This window comes from Desulfopila sp. IMCC35008, assembly GCF_010646885.2.
In the GTDB taxonomy this organism is placed as follows: domain Bacteria; phylum Desulfobacterota; class Desulfobulbia; order Desulfobulbales; family Desulfocapsaceae; genus Desulfopila.
Genome location: NZ_CP050700.1, coordinates 6,263,431 through 6,285,159, shown reverse-complemented (window position 1 = coordinate 6,285,159; position 21,729 = coordinate 6,263,431). Strand labels below are relative to the sequence as shown.

Below are 21,729 nucleotides of genomic sequence, written 5' to 3'. Positions count from 1 at the left end.
GAAGCACTGCGGCTCTCATCCGCTGACCGTACAACAAACAGCAGCCAAGGTATTTTACCTTTTCCCAGCACCCATGCCAAAACAGATATCAAAACGCGGTGCACTTCGATTTGACGGGCTCAAGAGACCTGTCCGGTATAAGACAGAATTCGAGGACGGACAGGCCTACATCGTCAACATTTCCACCAGCGGGTGCGCGCTCGAACAGGCAACAGTGGAATTTACAGAGAGGGAACGGATCCTGCTCACCATCACCTTTGACAGCCCGGATGACACAATTGAAATCCAGGCTAAGGTTGTTCGGGCAGGCCAGGAGACAACCGGCCTAAAATTCCAGCGGGTCAGTGAAGTTAACAAACAGCGCATTCTCCACTTTTTCGCCTCACTGGCACGTGAACAAAGAACGCGGTAATCCACCCCGAAATAACGATCAGTCATGGATGTCTTTATTGCCCGTCAACCCATATTCAACGAACATAGAAAGCTCCATGCCTACGAATTGCTGTACCGCGGCACCAAAACCCATACCCTCACTTCAATAACAGGCGAACAGGCCACAACAAGCCTGCTCTCTTCAACATTTCTGACAGAAGGGGTGGAGATTATTTCCGGCTCGCGCCCCTGTTTCATTAACTTTACCGAAGAACTGCTGCTTAAGAAGGTTCCGTTTTCTTTTCCGAAAACCCGGATAGTGGTCGAGATCTTAGAGGATGTACGCCCCACCGAGGAGATTATCCGTGCCTGCAAGACTCTCTCGAAAAAAGGATACACACTGGCACTCGATGATTTTGTCTACGACAGAAGTTTTGATCCACTGATCAAGTGGGTGGATATCATCAAGATCGATTTCCGCCTCTCACCTCTCGATGAGATAATAAAAACAGTTCACAAGCTCCAACGTTTCAATGTGAAGCTTTTGGCAGAAAAGATAGAAACCCAGGATGAATTCAACAAAGCTATGAAAATGGGGTTCACCTTCTTCCAGGGATTCTTTTTCTGCCGACCGGAATCCATAAAAATCAAGGAGCTCGCAGCGGCAAAACTGAGCCTTATCCACCTCCTTGCAGAAGTAACCAAGAAATCAACCACCATCGACCGGCTGCACGAGATCATCTCAAGAGATATTTCGATCAGCTATAAACTGCTCCGTTTTCTCAACTCTGCCTATTTTTATCTGGTTCAGAAAGTAACGACGGTTAAACATGCCATCGCCTATTTAGGGGAAAAAGAGCTGCGAAGTTTCATTATGCTGGTTCTTGTTTCCGAACTGGCAAGCGATAAGCCCGAGGAACTGGTGCGTCTTGCCCTGGTCCGGGCAAAATTCTGTGAACTGCTGGCCCTGGAAAGTCATTTTGCAGAAGATGCATCTGAGATATACCTGATAGGCCTCTTCTCTCTCATCGACGTGATGCTGGACTCGACCATGGAAGAGATAGTCAACAAATTACCCCTGACACCTTCTGCCCGGGAGGCACTTATCAATGACAGCGGAGAATACTCTCTCTTTATCGATAGCTCAAAAGCCTACGAACGGCTCCAACCTAAAAAACTCGCTTCAGCCTTGGCCCCATTACAGATCGAGCAAGAAAGAGTCGCCGAAATTTATCTCAAGGCTATAAAATACGCGAATGCCCTCACCTAGAATCAGACCTTCGTGAATACCAGAATATCTCCATTATGGTGGCCGGTTCTCGCCCTCTCCCTCTCCGGTCCTCCTCCCCAGCCTTCTGCTCAGGAACCGATCTTTTTCCAGGGAAGTGAGAAAAGCCCGCCATCTCAACCGGCAGCGGATAGAACACGCAAAACTGCTGAACCTGCCGGAACTGGATTTTCTTGAGATTCAGGTGCTGGTGGACCAGCAGGCGGAAACCGAATTTCCAGGAGAACCGGGAAACAACCATGGAAACGCATCACCGAAAATGACCTGAGCCAAACCATTGAAAATATCAACGAGATACAGCCCGAATCTGTCTTCCTGTCTCCGCACGACACCTGCGACCATTCGCTCTCACAATTCGGCAAGAACCTCAACAGCAACACCACCATTCTCAAGTCTGGCGCTACTTACCGTTTATAAAAAAATTACGACCAAGCCGATCTCGTACTTGATTTCTAATCTGACACATGATAATGTCACTCGTTCTTTTGATCCGCATAGCGGATCACACGCGTCGGGAAGTGGCTCAGTCTGGTAGAGCACAGCGTTCGGGACGCTGGGGTCGGAGGTTCAAATCCTCTCTTCCCGACCACGAAATACTAAAGACCTCAAGGAGTTATGCCCTTGAGGTTTTTTTTTGCGTATCACACTGGTATCACAATTTTTCCCATTGTGATACACACATTATGTAGCGCGTCGTGAGGTTTGCAACCATTTTCTATAAGGTTTGACCCCCTACATCTCGGAAATAGAGTATTTTTTTACTCTGACAGATCGGGACCTTAACAGGAAACATATAACGTTTAACGAGATTATGAATTTCTTGAGATTGAGTGTGGCAGGTTCAATGTCAAAGTTAAGTAGCGCGCTTCACTACGCCTCTTCATACAGATATTCAACCATCTCAGACAAGCTATATATTTCCTGCTTGCTCGAACCGGTAAAATCAAACAACCCATCAATAGATAGCTGTTTGTTACCGAGGATCAACGGCCAATCTGGAGCCGGACTTAGCCATTTGCCGACCTCATCTTTCATGTGCTTCCGATAAGAATAAAATTCTCTTACATATCTTTCGGCACCAATAATCTTAAAATTGGGAAGATAACCTGGATGAATACCTGTCTTGCCTTTAAAAGTGGAAGAAATATACTCTTTCAAATCGATTGGAAAAGACAGAGTCGTATCCAGATCAAATATTTGCCAACCTTCCATATTCACGGCTAAAACTACATGATAGTCCCAACAGATGAACTCCTGTGCTGGTGCAGTTTTTTGAAACCAGAAGGGACATTGCTTTATAACGTTTGAGATGAAAAGAACATATTTGGGAAACTCTACCAGATCTGCATGTTGACACAAATGCCATATATTTTCCTCGCAAAAGCATTTGGTATATTTCGTATTGGCCATCTTCATCAATAATTAATTCGCTATCGTTTCAGTCATTTCGCTAACCGATGTAAATGTTATGGTTATGAGTAACAGAGCGATAGGCATCAATAATGTGCTGAACATCATAGTCGCCTCCTCGTTGCATTCTCTGAAAATGATTGAGGGTTTGATTTAGATAGTCGGTAGCTACTTTTGATTGTTCATCGGTATTGGTTTGCCAAATCAACTCCCCAACCGGGCTGACTTTAGCAAGTTTATCGTCTGTTTTTGCAGGCGAAAAAACCAGTAGAATTTCATATAATCGTCGATTTTCTTCGATTAACACTTCATCTTTAAGACTGAAATCAAGTTCAATCAGTCGCTGCCGTAGTGTAAATTGCTGATAAACTGGGCATAACAGGAAATCAATGGGTGTTGTGGAGTGGTTCTGATGAATAGCAGTGACAAACTGAGTTATTAAATCACCCCCCACTCCCGCGATAATGACTATGCTTTTTCCTTCATATTGTTCCAGTGGTAATGCTTCCACATCAAGGCAATGAATTTGCCAGCTTGAAGATGAATTTAAGTAAAAGCGTTGCAGTTTTTTTTTCAGCTCGCTCATAAGCTGGGGAACAACATCAACAAAGTGAATGTGTGGTGCGACATGCCTTTTTAGTAAGGCTGCTCCTAATAAGCCATGGTCACAGCAACAATCCCAGATGTGGGTATAGTCTGATGTAACCATCGATTCAATTTGCTTCAATCTTTTGCCGAGTTTCAAGATTCTACCTTCTTACTGTGAGTTTAACGTTTGACAGGAGTGAGTGATGTGCTGACATGATTCTGAAGAGAAGACAGGAATAGTCCTAACTTGCAGGTTTGCTGAAATGGTTAACATTGCCAACAATAGTCACTGCCATTGCAATGACATGAGTCCTCGTAACCTATCCGCAAACTTCTCTAACACTTTGTCAATCGCTAGGTCTTAATAGCTCATGTATGGATCTGCATCTTATTAGAGAACAAATTCTGAAGCGGAAGTACGGCATATTTGGACTTAGGTTGATCAGGTAAATGGTCTGGATATAACAATGTAAATTGGATAGGATGTTATGAAACACCATCAAGAGATGGGATACTGATACATATACCGACTCCTGGAAAAGAAAATACCTGTCGCTAATGGGTGTGTATCGAGCAAGGTGTTGTCATGGCGGTAGTTGTGAGCTAGGGTTCAAAGTCATAAAAATGATTTACCAGAGCAATATCTTTTTTGGAAGGTACTTAATTAACAGATGAGAAGGAAAGATGCCCTTGGTTGAGACTACTGATCAGGTAATTTCAGCAACTTATTACTGATTGTCTCGCCTATGTGTTACAAAGGGCGAAGAAATCTGTGCTTAGTAGAAATAGAGGCAGTTGAACATTTCGTCTACCCGGAGATTATAAATGAACTTCCAAAACACTATCTCATCGTTAATATTTACAGCGTGTGTTCTCATTTTTTTCGTGTCAATTACAAGCGCTGTTGAGAAGAAAAAAGAAATAGTTAGTGTCGCTATTTTACCCCAAAAAGAATCAGATTCTGCAATTGTAAAGTTACGGCAAGTAATCGGAGGAGTAAATCATGTCAAAATAGTCATCTCCCCCAAATCTGAAAAACAAATGTTTGATTATTTATCAAATCTTAAAAGGAAAGGGGTTGAAATTGACCAACTGATTATAGGAGGTCATGGAGACGGTAAGAAAGGAGAAAATCCTGGTATAAACCTGGAGGCATTTCAGCTGTTTTCTGAAACTATAGATTTGAAAAAATTCGAGGACATGGTCTACAAATATGGAGAATCAGCAGAAAATAAAAAACGTGCAAATGAAGGAGAATACGAAATTAACAAAGCCATATCTACACAAAAAGATTACCAGGAGAAAGTTGACGGCCTGAAAGGATCTCGTGGAGTAATGGCTGAAAATGGGGTCATCCAGATCCTAAGTTGTAACACCATAGCAAGTGAAAAAGGTTCTAAATTTACAAAAGATTTGGGAGAATTGCTCTTTGGAGACAAAAAAGGAAATATAGTTGCTTCTAAAGATTTTGTGGATGTCTACCAGTATGGTTTATTAGATAAATTTATAAGCCATTTATATGATCCATTCGGGATTAGACTCGCATATGAGTTAGCAACTAACCCGGAGAAAATAACAAACCCAGGCGGTCAACCGAATCTTAACGAGTTCTATGCAGAAGGTGAGTGGGAAACGATATCAATCAATGGTGGATCTATATTGCATGATGGTACGTATCAGAGCGAAGAGGGTGGCGGTGTACTTGATGGTGGAGGAGGGGTAACAACTGACAACCTATCTTCCGATAGGTCTGAATCTGACGGAAGTGAAAAGACACTAAGGTGTCCGGAGAATAGTGTGAAGCTCAGTGACGACAACAATAATAATCAATGTGTTCCGTGCGATGAACTCTATGTAGAATTTAACGCAGCATTAGATGGTAACGATAAAGGATATGCCCAGACGCTACTTGGTCTTGCTCCAAATTGTGATTGGGCAATAAGCGGAAACCAGCGAATAAAAGACGCCGAAAGCTGCCCCGGAAATACAGTGAAGCTGAGTGATAACAACGGACAAAACCAATGCGTACCTTGCGACGAACTATATAGTGATTTCAATGGTGCAGCGTCAAGCGGCGATCGTGAGTATGCGCAAACACTAGTTGATCTCGGCGCTTCATGCGGCTGGAGTAACCAGGCACAGAATGAGCTCAACACACCACAATCCTGTCCAGAGGGCACGGTAAAACTCAGTGATCAAAACAATCAAGCAGAGTGCGTACCCTGCTCAACCTTGTATGGTGACTATACCGCAGCAATGGGACAGGGGGATACCAGTTATGCAGAGTCTTTGGTTAGCCTTGCAAGTGTCTGTAGCTGGTCAAAGTCTGTAGCGCAGCAAATACAAAATGAAACTCAACAGGCTGTACTCGATCAAAAATGTGAGCAGCAAGCACCCGGGAGTCATGCCGTTATCAATGGAGATCGGTATACCTGCCAGTGTGATTCCGGAATGCTGGCCTTAACTGGGCCTAATGGCTCATCCTGTCAGAGTTGTGAGCAGGTTCGCGGCTATATCAATTCTGCTTTGCAGAGAAATGATATGAATACTGTCAGGGGACTCATGGCCGGAGCCCAGAGCTGCGGCTGGTATGATCAAGCAGTTAAGGTGGCTGCAAATGTCGCACAAAATCAAGAACAACAGCAGGTCCAGAACAATGAACAGCAAAACATTCAGGATATGTGGGAATGGATGAACGCTTTCAATCAAAATCTGAACCAGCAAAATGCCTGGATGAATGAGTATGACGAAATACCGCCTGGATATTATGACAAGAAAAAACCTCAAAGGCCTAACGTACCTCCGAAGCAGCCTCCATCAAAACCGAAACCGACAAAGAAGAAACCAACTTCTTCCGGGCATACGCAGAGTGGCGGTAATTATTGTACCGGACATAACTTAGTGTGTAAGCAGTACGGTGGTAAGGACTATAGTTATCATAGAACCGCGGTAGACAAGAACACCGACTGGAAGTGTGATATTTGTGGTCGAGCATTTATGACACCGCAACGTAAGCTAGCCCCTGGATTGCGAGGGGCGCAGAGAGGTGATGTTAGTTGCCGACGGCAGTGAGTTCAACACTCGGAAGATATAATATACCTACGGTCATAAGGAGAGACTTATGAAATATTTGGTTATCTTAGCGCTAGCAGTGATCCTTTCGTCCGGAGAATGCCATTCAGCCGGATGCGTCTCCGGAAATTACGTCACTGGCCGCGGAACCTATCAATGGAATGACGGTGAGCAATATACTGGTGATTGGCAGAATGAGCAAAAACACGGCTATGGGACCTACGTTTATTCGAGTGGCGAGCAGTACTCGGGTGGTTGGAGATACAATAAAAAACATGGCCAGGGAACCTACGTGTGGCCAGGTGGATATCAATTTACTGGTGGTTGGCAAAATAATCTGGCACATGGTCAAGGAATATACACCTACCCCAATGGAGATAGATCTTCTCAGGTACTCAATATGGGACAGCTGGTTTCAGAAGAGAGACTATCCGCACAGAGTTCAACACCGGTTCAAGCTACAAGTAATACGCCATCTGTGCCGGCCGTAGCGGCACCATCAAGTCTCCCATCCGGGCGTCGCTGGAAGAAAGCAAATTAGAACTAGGTACACTAACTGTTTGAGGAGACAAAAATGAAATCTATCTTTCTTATCGTTATAGTTTGTTTTCTTGCAACACATGAATGCTATGCGGGATCAAGCAGGGGCAAGTGTGTTTCAGGTGATTGCCAAGGTGGGTATGGAACCGTTAACTTTGAAGATGGCAGTATATATGTTGGGCAATTCAATGACACTGCATTACATGGTCAGGGGGCGATCACTTACTCCGATGGGATGAAGTATGTTGGGCAATACAAGAACGGTATATGGCACGGTCAGGGAACTCTTACGAAGCCAAATGGAATGAAGTATGTTGGGCAATATAAGAATGGCAAATGGCACGGTCAAGCAACGCTTACGATGCCAAATGGGGATGAGTACGTCGGTGAGTATGTAGACGGAGTTTCCAATGGGACGGTAAAATTTCTGAGAAGAGTCGATGGAGCGATTTTTACCCAGGAGTATGACATGGGGGAACTTCTATCAAGTATAGAGGTAACCCAAGGGGAACAGGTCAAACAATCACAAGCTAGTCAGTCCAGTAAAAAAAATAATTTGCAATCACCAAGCTCCCCCTTAAAGCGTCGCTGGAAGAAGGCTGATTGATTGAAACAACTCGACTACTCAACTAACAGAGGATACAACTATGCATAGGGTGAGATCTGTTTTAATTCCGACTTCATTTATAATTATCACTGCTTTTGTACTATTGTTTTTTCAGGTTGCACACAGTTCTTCCGGACGTAAATGGAAAAAACCATCCTCGGATGCACCAATTTTTCAAGGTTCAGCACCTCAAGACATTCTCACGCGTGGTACGCTTCGCGTTGGTCTTACCCCCGGATATTTGCCATTTGAAGTACCTACACCTACTGGAGAACTCATTGGCTTTGATGTTGAGCTAGCAACCGAGATAACCAATGCAATGAATGTCAAGTTAGAGCTGGTTAGCCTTGAATGGGAGGATCTTATTCAGAGCCTTATTTCAAATAGAATCGATATTATCCTTACAGGAATGGAAATCACTGAAGAGAGAAAACAAACAATAAGTTTTGTGCCGTATTTCATTATGGGAGAGTCTGTCTTGATTCGCAGCAAAGATTCAGCAAAGATTAAGACGTATAATGATCTTAACAATGAACGATACTCGGTTGCTTTTGTCAAAGGCTACTACTATAGCGAGCAATTAGCGAAAACTAAATTGCCGAACGCAAAGTTAGTTCCATATAGTGACATACATGAATGCGCCAATGCCATGGGTAGTCAACTGGTTGATGCACTGATTGCTAACTATGCAAGCAACTCTATTGTGATGTTAAAACTTGCACCCGAACCACACACTATTTTACCGGATCTGCTTACTGAGAACACTCTAGGAATAGGGTATCGAAAAAACGATTCTGAGCTTGGCATTTGGCTCACAACGTATATCACTAAAATCAAGCAGGACGGAACATTCAATAAAATTGAATATAAATGGTTCAAGGATCCGACTTGGTTTCAAAGTTTTTTTTATACGCTGACCCAATAAGCACAACGTCTCATTTTGGAAAAGATTACATTCATTTTTTTGGGAATTGGAGCTGCACTATCCTATTCTCTTGTAGTACCACCATCACTCGAACACTACTCTTGGAGAAAACGATGAAATATCTTTTTTTTGCCATACTGGCTCTATTGCTGACAGCACTTTCATCTGGTGCAGGGGAATGCGTTTCCGGTGATTGCCAGAATGGTCGGGGGGCTATGACATTTCCTAATGGGGAGAAATATGTGGGGGAATGGAAAGAGAACGTAGTGGAAGGGCAAGGGACTTATACATGGCCTAATGGTCAGAAATATGAGGGAAAATTTGAAAACGGCGTAGTGAAAGGGCAAGGGACTCATACATGGCTTGATGGGCAGAGATATGTGGGGGAATGGAAAGAGGGCAAAAAAAATGGTCAGGGGACTAGGACATTTCCTGATGGGAAGAAATATGCTGAGGTGTGGGAGATGGGAAAACGGGTGTCGTACACAGAAATTACTCATCAGCAGAAATCTGAAGTCAAATCAAATCAATCTTCGGTAAGCCCGCCCTCGGGCCACAGGTGGAAGAAACCTGTTAAATAGGGTCTGCAGTAAACTACCACTATGATAGTGGTGGTGATTCAGTCCAAAGCTCTATAGCGGAAGCGGTATAGTTTTGTGCAATCGTGACATAAGGGGTTAATATTGCCGCATCCAAGATATGAAAATATTTTATCAACCTCATATTTAACTACTTCCTGATATGTCTGACAGTGTCAAGTAGGACAAACCACCCCATTTCCTGTTTTGCCGCAGGCTATTAACGTTTCATGACATTAACAGAGGCGGAGCCTTTTTAAACGACGGTTGAGCGCCTGATAATCGCGGGTTGGCTACCGCCAGACAAAGCTTCGTCGTGGAGCTGCCTCTCTCTGTATTCTGAAGTTTTCAAGGTGCATTCACCAGGAAGAACGAGGATTCTCCATACCGAGACTGCGCCTCTGCCAACATCATGAAAACGATATATTGATTGTTTTACATACCTCCTTCTTTGTTTGATTTTTTACGCAACAGCAGGGATGCGACGGGCAATATCCCACATAAAGCCTACAAGTTCCCGCGCAATAGCGACAACAACTACCTGGGTTACTTTTCCTCTTGCTCTTAGCCTTCTAAATCGGGTGCACAATCGTAGTTGAGCCTTCCAGGCTATCTGTAGAATATCTCTTGGAAGGCCTTCATGACGTTTGAGTAATAATTGTGTGACTCTAGCCTGATAACGGTATGCCCAAGCACTTTCGACGCATATTCTCCGGGCATGAGAATTACCTGTCTTGGTAATGCCGCCTCTTCTTATCCGATCACCACTGGAGTGTTCCGAAGGAACAAGGCCGAGGTACGCCATCAACTCCTTTGGGTTTTGGAAACGGTTAAAATCTCCTATTTCTGCCACAATATTTACTGCAGTAAGCAGAGATACTCCACGTAAAGCCTGAAGGGCTTTTACAGTAGGCCCCCATCTCCATTCATTAGCTGCTTTTAATATCTCTTCGTCAAGCCTGGTGATTCTCTCGGTACATTCCTTGACAGCATCGATGTACTCTTGAAAAGCAATCTGCTGGGCAGGATGTTTCATTTTAAGTTGTGCCAACCATATAAAGTGGGATTTGATCCATTTCGTTTTCCCAGGATAAATAAATTCATGGCGCAACAGAAAACTATGCAAGCGCTGTTTCGCTTTTCGCTCAGCATTTTTGGCATCATTTCGTGCCCTGGTTAAATCTCGTATTGCTTCATCTTCTGTATCAGGCACATAAATGGAAGTGAGTTCTCCTGCTCTGAGTAGGCGGGCAAGAGAGATCGCATCACGGTTATCATTTTTAATCCGAACCCCAACCTTCTTTGGAATCATGGACGGGGCTGCTACTATACATTTAAAACCATTGCCAGTGAGATGGCGATAGAGCCCAAAACCACAAGGTCCCGCTTCATAAACAAAATGCAGCTCTGCACCTGTAGAGACAAGCTTTCTAATTACCTTGTCAATCGCCTCTCTTGTATTACTGATTGTACCATAAAGCCTAACTTCTCCATCAGAACCATCATTTGCGAGAGCGATGGCTATTGTTCTTTGATGTACATCCATTCCAACAAATTTAGTCCGGTGATTATTCCTCATGGCTCCCCTCCTTGTTATAGGATTCTTGTAACGTGCTGTTACAATCTATCTTAACAGGAGTTGGGATGATTCGTGCCCTGTCAGACATTATGTCTGTGCAGGTCAAAAATTGATAATCAGAAAAGGGCTACCCACCAAAACTATCGTGAAACGGTGGATGCACAGGAATAGTCCTAAATTACAGATTTGCTTAAATGGTTGACCTTGCCAATGCGAGTCTCTGCCAATGTGATATTGTGCGTTCTAGTAACATCTCATGGAGAAGCTCTTACCTTAGACCATCCTTTTATTGTTAGGTTTTTGGAAAAGCGTATTTTTCTAAATTCAGAAAAACCTAAATTGGAGGTATTGAATGGATACTCCTACATTCGATGCGGCAGTGGTAGCATCGCTAATGCAGCCGAACGGCTTTTAGCATCGGCTGCATTAGCCTTGTTCTGTGATTTCAATACGGCGAATATGTTCCTTGCCGCCAATATCCATTTTGAAGGTGTCATCGAGTATTGTCTCCGGGCAAACGGTTGTACACGTCAAACAGTATATGCATTCGGTAGAGAGCACTCTCTCACCATTTTTGACGTACTCCATGATGTTGATATCCATCGGACACGCTGCGTTACAGGATCCGCACTGTGTACAGTCCTCTTTGATCCCTTCAATTTTGAGAAAGGCAAATTTTGATGTAAATTTCAGTATGACGGTTATTGGACAAAGATATTTACAAAAAGCTCGATTATCCTTGAGTGTAAGTGCAAGAATGAATGCGGAGACAAAATAAAATGTATTCCCGCCAACGAGCCATGCCAACTCTGATTTGCTCATGGGGGTGGGACGATATTCATAAAGGAACCAGAATACCAGTACTAAAAAAAGGCTGAACCCAAAATGGATATATCTCAAGAACTCCCAATTTTCGGCTAGCCTGCCTGCCTTGTTTCTTTTATACGGTAAAAAGTCAAGCGTCATTGCAGTCCAGCACGCCCAACCGCAAAAACCTCTCCCAAACAAAATCGGCCCAAATATTTTTGCTACCAAATAATGAATTACGGAGCCGGAAAAATATCCGGAAAGCAGGTAAAAAAAGAAGCCTTCAAGTTGCATGTTTTCTGTTTTGATAACCCCAAGAAAGCCCAACATATAGATCCCAATGAGCAATTGAGCAAAACGTCTACCTGTAGGTTTCTTTTTTCTTGGAAGCAATACATATAGGCCTATTCCAGCACAGACGGCAGTCCCAATGTAGCCAAAATTGAATAGAAAAAAAATATTCCCTGTGGTTTTCCATAAAACAATGGCAATGGCCCAAAATGAAAGAAAAACAATTAAGGGAGCCCTTAGCTTTTTTATTTTTCCTGTATACTGGTCCATGGCTGTATATTCTTTTGGTGTGTTATGAGTTGGTGTTATTTAAACTTCTGAAGTATTCTCTTAACGTGTGTTTACCATATTCAGGGGCAAGCATATCCATTGCCATGACTGTCATGAAAAATTCAACGGGACCATAAACCTTGCTTCCTGTAAGCGCCCTGACCATTTTGAGGACTATAACTCTTACCCAGTCTGGAATATGAGTTATTCTCGGTTTCGTGCCCAAAATATCAAAGGCAAGCAATGCAATATCATTTTGAGTGAGTGTCTCAGGGCCTCCTATTTCAACTTCTTTATCAGGCCAATCGATAGTATCGACGCAAACAGTCGCCAAGTCTTCACCATGGATAGGATTCGATCTCAGCTCTCCATTTCCAAAAAGATATACTCTCCCTCTTTTTGCCATGTTAAAAAATTCTGCTATATCAGAGAAAAAGCCATTTGGGCGAACAATACAATAATCGAGTTCTGACTTCTTCAACTGCTCAACAAACATCTCCTTTGCGTCGCATATTTTCAGATTCCTGAGCTTTTCAGAGTTTAGAGCTGAAACATAAATAAATTTTTTAACTCCACTTTTTTTGGCTTCTTTCAGCAAATTCATATTGGCTTGATAATCTACATCCATATAGGTTAGGCCATCTTTCTGCCTTGTAATGCCAACAGTTGAAATAACTACATCGATATCTTTGCAGCACTCGTTAATGGAATTTGGATCAGTCAATTCTACCTTAAGCACCTCGCTGGCTTCAATGTCATTTTGCTTCAGTTTTTCTGTATCTCGAGCAATCGCCCTAAAAAAGCAGGTTCTTTTTTGAAGTTCCTTTGCTATATAGCTTCCCAAATAACCCGTTGATCCAGCCAATAAAATTCTTTGCATATTGCCCCCAATTCCAGCCAAAGATACGCGCCCGACTGCAAGCACTTTGTTATTCGTTCTTGTCTTTTTGGCCAATGATGTACAAGGCCTTTGTTTTGTGACCAATTACCTTCGATGCCTTAATCGAAAAACCAGCATCTCTTATCATTGATGTAAGTTCTTCAGATGAAAAGGAATGATTGCCGCTTGTTTTTTAACCACATCATTTGGCATTTCGAGTTTTACACCAAATTTTGTTAATTCTTCAACTTTCATGGAACCTCCCTGCAGCTTAGGTCAGACCCCGTTTGTGAGAACAATATGCGACTACTTTGGCCTATTGTTTGTTGAATGACCTGCTATAACAGCAAACTCATCTTTACAAGAGCAAAATTCATCTCCGGCTACGTTACCCAACCTCATCTTGATATCCAATCCGTGAATTTCGAACTCAGCTTGCAGTGCATCAACACTGAAGTGCTGAAGCCAGTTATAGACGATTCTATCGCCTTTGTTTGCTTCAAAGATTGTGTATTTGTCCAGCACAACCTTCTCATTTTCATATTTAAAGGTGTTAACGAAAGCGTAATAATCATTTGGGCTCCAGAAGCCGAAAAGCTGATTCTTTTCATATGCTGCATCTTCAATTTTTTCCTCAAAACTATTCAGAGAATAGACATCCATCAAGATGGAACCCTCAGGCTTGAGTATTGATTTGAATTTGCTAAGCAAAACATTTCTTTGAGCTGGACCCAAAGCGCAGAAATCGCACATAATCATTATAATAAGGTCGAACTTCTCAGTAGTTTCGAAGTCCAGATAATCAGAAACTATGTAGTCGATATGTAATCCGTTTTTATTTGCTTCATCTCGTGCATGTTTGATCGAATTTGCTGAAAAGTCGATGCCGGTGACGAAAGCACCTTCCTGATATGTCTGACAGTGTCAAGTAGGACAAACCACCCCATTTCCTGTTTTGCCGCAGGCTATTAACGTTTCATGACATTAACAGAGGCGGAGCCTTTTTAAACGACGGTTGAGCGCCTGATAATCGCGGGTTGGCTACCGCCAGACAAAGCTTCGTCGTGGAGCTGCCTCTCTCTGTATTCTGAAGTTTTCAAGGTGCATTCACCAGGAAGAACGAGGATTCTCCATACCGAGACTGCGCCTCTGCCAACATCATGAAAACGATATATTGATTGTTTTACATACCTCCTTCTTTGTTTGATTTTTTACGCAACAGCAGGGATGCGACGGGCAATATCCCACATAAAGCCTACAAGTTCCCGCGCAATAGCGACAACAACTACCTGGGTTACTTTTCCTCTTGCTCTTAGCCTTCTAAATCGGGTGCACAATCGTAGTTGAGCCTTCCAGGCTATCTGTAGAATATCTCTTGGAAGGCCTTCATGACGTTTGAGTAATAATTGTGTGACTCTAGCCTGATAACGGTATGCCCAAGCACTTTCGACGCATATTCTCCGGGCATGAGAATTACCTGTCTTGGTAATGCCGCCTCTTCTTATCCGATCACCACTGGAGTGTTCCGAAGGAACAAGGCCGAGGTACGCCATCAACTCCTTTGGGTTTTGGAAACGGTTAAAATCTCCTATTTCTGCCACAATATTTACTGCAGTAAGCAGAGATACTCCACGTAAAGCCTGAAGGGCTTTTACAGTAGGCCCCCATCTCCATTCATTAGCTGCTTTTAATATCTCTTCGTCAAGCCTGGTGATTCTCTCGGTACATTCCTTGACAGCATCGATGTACTCTTGAAAAGCAATCTGCTGGGCAGGATGTTTCATTTTAAGTTGTGCCAACCATATAAAGTGGGATTTGATCCATTTCGTTTTCCCAGGATAAATAAATTCATGGCGCAACAGAAAACTATGCAAGCGCTGTTTCGCTTTTCGCTCAGCATTTTTGGCATCATTTCGTGCCCTGGTTAAATCTCGTATTGCTTCATCTTCTGTATCAGGCACATAAATGGAAGTGAGTTCTCCTGCTCTGAGTAGGCGGGCAAGAGAGATCGCATCACGGTTATCATTTTTAATCCGAACCCCAACCTTCTTTGGAATCATGGACGGGGCTGCTACTATACATTTAAAACCATTGCCAGTGAGATGGCGATAGAGCCCAAAACCACAAGGTCCCGCTTCATAAACAAAATGCAGCTCTGCACCTGTAGAGACAAGCTTTCTAATTACCTTGTCAATCGCCTCTCTTGTATTACTGATTGTACCATAAAGCCTAACTTCTCCATCAGAACCATCATTTGCGAGAGCGATGGCTATTGTTCTTTGATGTACATCCATTCCAACAAATTTAGTCCGGTGATTATTCCTCATGGCTCCCCTCCTTGTTATAGGATTCTTGTAACGTGCTGTTACAATCTATCTTAACAGGAGTTGGGATGATTCGTGCCCTGTCAGACATTATGTCTGTGCAAGTCTTGACGCATAAAGACCTGGTCCACAACCGAAGTCGATTACCTTTTTGCCCTTAACATCAAAGTTGTCTGCAATCCATTCGCATGACTTCTTAATAAAAATACTATTTCTACTCGATGCTTCAATGTCATCGTTCAAATGATACTGAAGCATTTGTGTTGCCGTGTGTTCATTTGTCCACAATTCCTCAGCAGTATAGAATTCAAATGGTTTTGGACGTGCATTTATTTCCTTTAATTTTTCAAACATCATTCTCTCCATTTTTGGTTATCAAATAAATATTCAAAACCCAAGCTAGTTGAAGAGGTACTATTCTAATTTTGTGCCAAATTAGAATAGTACAATATTTTAGGGACTTGAGAGATTCATTAGATTAGTTGTTACGATATACAACAATATGTTTTTGTGGTATACAGTAACAATTTACTTGATCTACCGAATGGGGGCCCCTTGCTAGGGGTTGTAGAATGGCTTTAGACGAAGAAAACATTTTCCGCGAAGGTACAATACAGATTTGTAGTCATCTCGAAGTCGAGAAAGTTATACAATCCTGTTTTTTGTATTTCCGCAGCTTTATTCCTGTCAGAAGGATGTATCTTCACTTAGAATATCCCGAGACACAGTCCATGAATTTCATAGCCAAGGCAGACGTTTACAAAGTGGTAAAGCTTGATCTCAATATGTCAGTTCCTCCAGAACACCATTCTCAGTTTATTGAGTATGAAAACCACGTTCGTTCTTTGGGAGATCAGATGTTTTCATTCGAGGAGCCCGATACGTTCGCCAAACACATCTTCGATTTTTTAAAAGAGCCATATTCGCCTGCAATGGGACTTGGTTTTGTTGTTGGAGAACAAATGCCGATTGGCGGGGTGACGGTTTTTGCTGAAGACGGTAAGTGTTTCACCAAAGAACAAACCGATCTGTTGAGAATTCTGAAAGAGCCATTCGTATTGACTCTGTTGAATGCACTCAAACACCGTCGTACGGTGATCAGAAGCCGTGCACTTGAAGATGATAATCGCTTCTTGCAAAGCGAGCTTCGGCGTATCTCGGGTGATCAACTGATTGGCGCCGACTTTGGCCTGCGCGATGTGATGCGGCAGGTAAACCAAGTAGCTCCTACCGAAAGCCCTGTATTGCTGACTGGTGAGACTGGCGCAGGTAAAGATATAATCGCCAATGCGATACATCTCGCTTCTCGTCGCAGCAAAGGACCTTTCATTCCTGTGAATTGTGGAGCGATTCCAGAATCACTTATTGACAGTGAGTTATTTGGCCATGAGAAGGGAGCATTCACCGGTGCTTTGTCACTAAAACGTGGCCGTTTCGAGCGCGCCCACACGGGGACTATCCTGCTTGATGAGATAGGAGAGATGCCAGTTGAAGCTCAAATTCGCCTGCTTCGCGTTTTGCAAAATCGCGAAATTGAAAGAATTGGCGGAAACAAGTTAATTAAATTAGATATCCGCATCATTGCAGCTACAAACAAGAACCTCGATCAAGAAGTGAGGGAGGGACGTTTTCGGGAGGATCTTTGGTTTCGCCTTAACGTTTTTCCCATTGCCGTTCCTCCATTGCGCGAACGGAAGAAAGATATTCCGGCCCTGGTAGACTACTTCATTGATCGCAAAGCTAAAGAACTTAAGATTGGCAAAATACCACGCTTGGCGGAAGGTGCCATTGAGGTGTTGCAAACCTATACTTGGCCTGGAAACGTTAGAGAGCTGGAGAACCTGTTGGAGCGTGCAATGATTTTACATCAAGGCGAACCGCTGAGCTTTGATGACATCAGAACCAGCACTTTAGGACCAACTTCGGAAAATTTAGCAGCAGGCAATGAGCAATCCTTAAAACTGGACCTCGTGGTAGCCGCACACATCAGAAGTGTGCTCAAAATGACAGGAGGAAAAATTCACGGCCCCGGAGGAGCTGGGGAAATCCTGGGGGTGAATCCCAATACTCTTCGCACCAAGATGAGCAAGCTTGGCATTCAATTCCCTAAAAAAAAGTAGCCATTGCTATTGACCTCATAGAGGGGTAGCAGGTGCTCTGTGACAGAAAGTCATTGTTAATTCTTATCTACCGTTAAATTACAAGTAATCAGATTTCACTTCTTCCTGTGATGGTAGAACTGCCTATTTCAAATGAATTGCACAGAAATGGAGCAACTGTAAACGAAAGATAACCAAAGACTTCAGTCAAGGTGTAAGACAATATTCAAACTTGATAATGAAAGATATCAGATTTAAGAGGTAACTACTTCCATCTTAAAATTAGCGTCTCATTTATCACTAAGAATTTGGCCAACAACCATTGAAAGTTGGGTTCTGTCTACAGGCTTCATAAGCAACTCTTTGGCTCCATACTTTAGTGCTTTGGTGCGATCCAATATGTCGCTGTACCCTGTGCAAATAACAACTGGTATATCGCTACGTATAACTAGGAGTTCTTTTGTCAATAATCCACCAGTCATTCCTGGCATTGTCTGGTCTGTTATAACAAGGTCAAAAGACATTGGGTTCTTTTGAAATTCTTTCAAGGCATCTTTTGCATTAAGCACAGTGGTAACTGAGTATCCCGACACCTCCAAGGTTCGCGCCATCAATTCGGCTATCATGGGCTCATCATCGACTATAAGAATATGACCGTTTCCATATTGAAATTCATCATGAGTTGAAACTGAATCCTCATTATCAGTACCATCAGCCAACGGCAGGTAGATACTAAAAGCAGTACCCTTACCCACCGTACTTTCAACATCTATCGCCCCTCTATGATCCTTGACAATTCCGTGAACCATAGCCAAGCCCATCCCTGTTCCTTCACCTGTACCTTTGGTGGTAAAAAAGGGCTCAAAAATACGATTAATTATTATTGAGGGTATTCCTTTACCGGTATCACGAATAATGATCCTTCCATACCGACCCTCACGAAGATCGATTATTTTGGAAGTCAATTTAGAGTCAACATTTATTGCCTCGACATTAATCGAAAGTGTACCGCCTTCGTCTCTCATTGCATAATAAGCATTTGTGCAAATATTCATGAGTATTTGATGTAAATGTGTCGAGTTTGCATATACAAACAAATCTTCTTCACAATAGTTTATAGATATCTTGATTGTAACAGGAAGAGTGTTCTTTAAGAGTTTTAGCATCTCATCTACTTCTGCCTGAATCCTGACAATTTGCTTTTCCTCTGTAGACTTCCTACTAAAAGACAGTATTTGCTGGACAAGTTGCTTTGCTCGATTTGCTGCCACAGTGACTTGGTGGAGGTTTTTTTTCACTTCCTTCGAACAGGAATCATCATCTAAGGTTAAATCCGTATAGCCAAGTATGACCGCCAAGAGATTGTTGAAATCATGCGCTATCCCTCCAGCCAAGGTGCCCATTGCTTCCATCTTTTGGCTTTGTAACGCTTGGTCGGCAAGAAGTTTCCTCTCTGTTATGTCTCTGAAAATTGTGGCGAAATGATTCTGTTTCGACTGAAAAGCCAGAACTTCAAAGTGTTTATCTAATTCATTTGAAAACTGCTCAAAACGAATAGGCTCCCCAGTAATAGCTACCTTCCCATATTTATCTAACCAGTACTGCTCTGTATTTGGCATAACCTCAAGTACTGTTTTCCCAATTAGTTCTTCTTCCGAAAGCCCTGTCATTTCAGTAAAAGCTGGATTAATGCTCAAAAACACATAATCAACTGGTTTACCATGCTCATCTAAAATAATTTTATGATTGGCAAACCCATCTAACATTTGATTAAAAAGATTTCGGTATTCCTTTTCGAGTTGACGCCGCTCTGTTACGTCTCTGGCTGTTCCGAAAATAGTTCCATCTTTGGCGTATGGATATGTATTCCAGGAGAGAACACGATATTCCCCATCTTTAGTGAGGTACCTGTTTTCAAAACCTATCGCTGTTTCACCCTTTGCAAGCTTTGAAGCAGCCAGACTAGTTGAGTCTCTGTCATCCGGGTGTATAAACTCCATGAAAGGCTTGGCCTTTAACTCCTCTTCATCCCATCCTAAAGTTTTTTCCCATGCAGGATTAATTTCGGTAAGATAGCCTTCGCTATTTGCGACACAGAGCAGGTCCATTGCATGGCGAAATACTCGGTCACGTGCCTCTATAGCCTTTTGGTGCTCAATTCTATCTCCAATGTCACGCTCCACACTCAGGTAGTACACCTCATCATCTATAAAAATTCTTTTTGCTGATACCTCAAGGGTAATTTCCCCTCCATCTTTCTTTTGATGCACCACTTCAAATCGAACAAGCTCGTCTCTGTTAAGTGCACTAACTATTTTTTCAATTTGTTCAGTTGAAACATGTTTATCGAGAACTATGATATTTTTTCCGTATAGCTCACCACGAGTGTAGCCATGCAGTTCTGCTCCGGCTGGATTAATGTCCATAATTATCAGAGAACCATCACTCTTGGGCTTAAGTAAAAGAATATTATCTGCAGCTTGGTCAAAAAGAGCCCGAAATTTTGCTTCACTGGAGCGAAGTTCCTTTGTCCTGCGCAACACCTCCTTCCTCAACCGATTTCTAAGATACCAGCCCAAGAAAATAATTAGGGATATTACTAGAATTAAAGAAAATAGTATAATCCAGAACTGCTTACTTAAATAGTATGGGGGCACAGTAAAAGATACCCATTTATTGTAGATGTTCTCTCTCTGTTCAGGAGATATGTTCTCTAACCCCTTCTGGATGATTTCAGTGAGATAGGGCCAATCATTTCGTGATGCTATCCGCAGATCAAATGAAAATTCTGTCTCACCGGCAACCCTGAGATTAGTGATTCCCATCTGTTTCAAGTTATACGACGCCGATCCAAGATCGATGATCAATGCATAGGATTCACCCAACGATACATGTTTTAGCCCATTCTTTTCACTTGAAACCATGTGGAAATTTATATCCGGATATTTCTCTTTGATCAGATTACTAACAATATATCCATCGACGAGGGCAACCTTTCTGCCCGTCAAATCTTCCCAAGTGATTGTCCCTAATACTGACTGCCTTGTAATGATGACTTTTTTGACTCGAACGTGTGGCTTATGAAAATGAAGGAACTCTTTTCTTTTATCGTTAATTCCGATTGAGCTGGTTAGATCGACCTCCCGATTTTTTAGCTTCTCGATCAAGTCGGAAAAATTCTTAACGGCTACCCTCTTAAAGCGAAAATCATACATCTCCTCAATGGCTCTTATATAGTCTTGACTCAAACCAATAAATTCCCCATCGTCATCTCTGAAATCTATAGGAGCGTATTCTGGTACAGGAGCAAGACGAATTTTATGATTGTTTTCCTTGAGCCAGGCTACTGCCTCAGCTGAGAGTTCACCTTCACCATATCCTGAGGCCGAAGAGCAGACGAAAAAAACAATGACAAATTGTATGCAAACCATTAATCGTCTTTTTGATATGACACTTTGTTGAGAAATCATTGCTTTCTACGCCATTCTTGTTTTGTGCTTAATATTTTTTATCAAAACTCTTTCTTACCGATACTCGTGCATTTACACACCACTCATACAGATATAAACCAATAAATGAGATCCGAGAAGCCCATATGAGATTTTGTGAAGATTATTCCTGGGAGGGTAGGGCTTAACTAGAAACACCAGGATCGCTTAAAAATGGAGCAACTGTAAAGTAGAGATAACAAAGAGAGGGTAATCACTGAAATTTATCATTTCGGTTAACATTGCCAATGCCACTCTCTGCTATCGTAATATCGTGCACCCCTGTAGGCATTCATGGAGAAGGTCATCTCCTAAATTCATTTTTTATTGTTAGGAATATGGGCAAGCCGAGGTTCCCAGATACAACCGAAAAATCATGTTTCCATATTTTCTAAATTGTTTGATGTTACAACCGGCAGGGTAACAAACAGTTGCTTCCAGATGAACTGGTATTACATCGGTCTTGGTAATTAGTTTCAGGCTGTAAGATTTGTTGTCTGTGTTATATCGAGAATACCTGTGGTACTATGGAATATTGATAATGTTAACCATTATGAGAGCATGTTTGATTGATCAAAAACCAAACAGTTCTGACTATGTGTGATGAGTTT

Annotated in this window: 18 protein-coding genes and 1 tRNA gene; 10 read left to right on the top strand and 9 right to left on the bottom strand. The window is 42.4% G+C overall.

The window, feature by feature from the left end; all coding sequences use genetic code 11:
• The first annotated feature begins 73 nt into the window (after window positions 1–73).
• From GA520_RS26850 to GA520_RS26835, 4 genes are all read left to right on the top strand, one after another.
• Window positions 74–412, top strand: a complete 339-nt coding sequence (locus tag GA520_RS26850) for a PilZ domain-containing protein (protein WP_163336956.1) — start codon at window positions 74–76, stop codon at window positions 410–412.
• A gap of 24 nt (window positions 413–436) precedes the next feature.
• Window positions 437–1,642: an EAL and HDOD domain-containing protein gene (locus GA520_RS26845; protein ID WP_163336955.1), complete on the top strand. Its 1,206-nt coding sequence runs from the start codon at window positions 437–439 to the stop codon at window positions 1,640–1,642.
• Between the two features lie 115 nt (window positions 1,643–1,757).
• Window positions 1,758–1,928, top strand: a complete 171-nt coding sequence (locus GA520_RS26840; protein ID WP_163336954.1) for a hypothetical protein — start codon at window positions 1,758–1,760, stop codon at window positions 1,926–1,928.
• 244 nt (window positions 1,929–2,172) lie between these two features.
• Window positions 2,173–2,249: transfer RNA gene (locus GA520_RS26835), tRNA-Pro, on the top strand.
• A 281-nt stretch (window positions 2,250–2,530) separates the two neighbouring features.
• On the opposite strand, the gene GA520_RS26830 is transcribed toward GA520_RS26835, so the two are convergent.
• Window positions 2,531–3,070, bottom strand: a complete 540-nt coding sequence (locus GA520_RS26830) for a hypothetical protein (protein WP_163336953.1) — start codon at window positions 3,068–3,070, stop codon at window positions 2,531–2,533.
• A gap of 40 nt (window positions 3,071–3,110) precedes the next feature.
• A complete protein-coding gene (locus tag GA520_RS26825) occupies window positions 3,111–3,815 on the bottom strand; it encodes a tRNA (adenine(22)-N(1))-methyltransferase TrmK (RefSeq protein WP_163336952.1) in 705 nt (234 codons plus the stop codon).
• A 668-nt stretch (window positions 3,816–4,483) separates the two neighbouring features.
• Here GA520_RS26825 and GA520_RS26820 point away from each other — a divergent pair.
• The 5 genes from GA520_RS26820 (at window position 4,484) to GA520_RS26800 (ending at window position 9,383) form a co-directional block, all read left to right on the top strand.
• Entirely contained in the window at window positions 4,484–6,730 is a 2,247-nt protein-coding gene (locus GA520_RS26820; RefSeq protein ID WP_163336951.1) for a hypothetical protein, read from the top strand.
• 49 nt (window positions 6,731–6,779) lie between these two features.
• Window positions 6,780–7,271: an MORN repeat-containing protein gene (locus tag GA520_RS26815; protein ID WP_163336950.1), complete on the top strand. Its 492-nt coding sequence runs from the start codon at window positions 6,780–6,782 to the stop codon at window positions 7,269–7,271.
• Window positions 7,272–7,304: 33 nt separating this feature from the next.
• On the top strand, window positions 7,305–7,877 hold the full coding sequence (locus tag GA520_RS26810) for an MORN repeat-containing protein (protein ID WP_163336949.1): 573 nt from the start codon (window positions 7,305–7,307) through the stop codon (window positions 7,875–7,877).
• Window positions 7,878–7,917: 40 nt separating this feature from the next.
• A complete protein-coding gene (locus tag GA520_RS26805; RefSeq protein WP_163336948.1) occupies window positions 7,918–8,802 on the top strand; it encodes a transporter substrate-binding domain-containing protein in 885 nt (294 codons plus the stop codon).
• Window positions 8,803–8,915: 113 nt separating this feature from the next.
• Window positions 8,916–9,383 carry an MORN repeat-containing protein gene (locus GA520_RS26800; protein ID WP_163336947.1) on the top strand — a complete coding sequence of 156 codons (468 nt, stop codon included), beginning with the start codon at window positions 8,916–8,918 and terminating at the stop codon, window positions 9,381–9,383.
• A gap of 460 nt (window positions 9,384–9,843) precedes the next feature.
• Here the strand turns inward: GA520_RS26800 and GA520_RS26795 are convergent, their stop codons facing one another.
• The 6 genes from GA520_RS26795 to GA520_RS26770 all read right to left on the bottom strand — a co-directional run bounded on the left by GA520_RS26795 (window position 9,844) and on the right by GA520_RS26770 (window position 15,888).
• Window positions 9,844–10,959, bottom strand: a complete 1,116-nt coding sequence (locus GA520_RS26795; RefSeq protein WP_163341231.1) for an IS110 family transposase — start codon at window positions 10,957–10,959, stop codon at window positions 9,844–9,846.
• Between the two features lie 426 nt (window positions 10,960–11,385).
• A complete protein-coding gene (locus tag GA520_RS26790; RefSeq protein WP_205749432.1) occupies window positions 11,386–12,096 on the bottom strand; it encodes a 4Fe-4S binding protein in 711 nt (236 codons plus the stop codon).
• Window positions 12,097–12,349: 253 nt separating this feature from the next.
• Complete coding sequence (locus GA520_RS26785) at window positions 12,350–13,207, bottom strand: SDR family oxidoreductase (RefSeq protein ID WP_163341161.1); 858 nt, start codon at window positions 13,205–13,207, stop codon at window positions 12,350–12,352.
• 306 nt (window positions 13,208–13,513) lie between these two features.
• Window positions 13,514–14,071: a cyclopropane-fatty-acyl-phospholipid synthase family protein gene (locus tag GA520_RS26780; protein WP_240910284.1), complete on the bottom strand. Its 558-nt coding sequence runs from the start codon at window positions 14,069–14,071 to the stop codon at window positions 13,514–13,516.
• Between the two features lie 347 nt (window positions 14,072–14,418).
• Window positions 14,419–15,534: an IS110 family transposase gene (locus GA520_RS26775; protein WP_163341231.1), complete on the bottom strand. Its 1,116-nt coding sequence runs from the start codon at window positions 15,532–15,534 to the stop codon at window positions 14,419–14,421.
• 87 nt (window positions 15,535–15,621) lie between these two features.
• Window positions 15,622–15,888, bottom strand: coding sequence for a hypothetical protein (locus GA520_RS26770; RefSeq protein WP_163340973.1), 267 nt, complete (start codon window positions 15,886–15,888; stop codon window positions 15,622–15,624).
• 215 nt (window positions 15,889–16,103) lie between these two features.
• Here GA520_RS26770 and GA520_RS26765 point away from each other — a divergent pair, with 215 nt between their 5' ends.
• Window positions 16,104–17,651, top strand: a complete 1,548-nt coding sequence (locus GA520_RS26765; RefSeq protein WP_163340971.1) for a sigma-54-dependent Fis family transcriptional regulator — start codon at window positions 16,104–16,106, stop codon at window positions 17,649–17,651.
• A 269-nt stretch (window positions 17,652–17,920) separates the two neighbouring features.
• Here GA520_RS26765 and GA520_RS26760 read toward each other — a convergent pair whose 3' ends face one another.
• Window positions 17,921–21,100 carry a PAS domain S-box protein gene (locus tag GA520_RS26760; protein WP_163340969.1) on the bottom strand — a complete coding sequence of 1,060 codons (3,180 nt, stop codon included), beginning with the start codon at window positions 21,098–21,100 and terminating at the stop codon, window positions 17,921–17,923.
• Window positions 21,101–21,729: the final 629 nt, after the last annotated feature.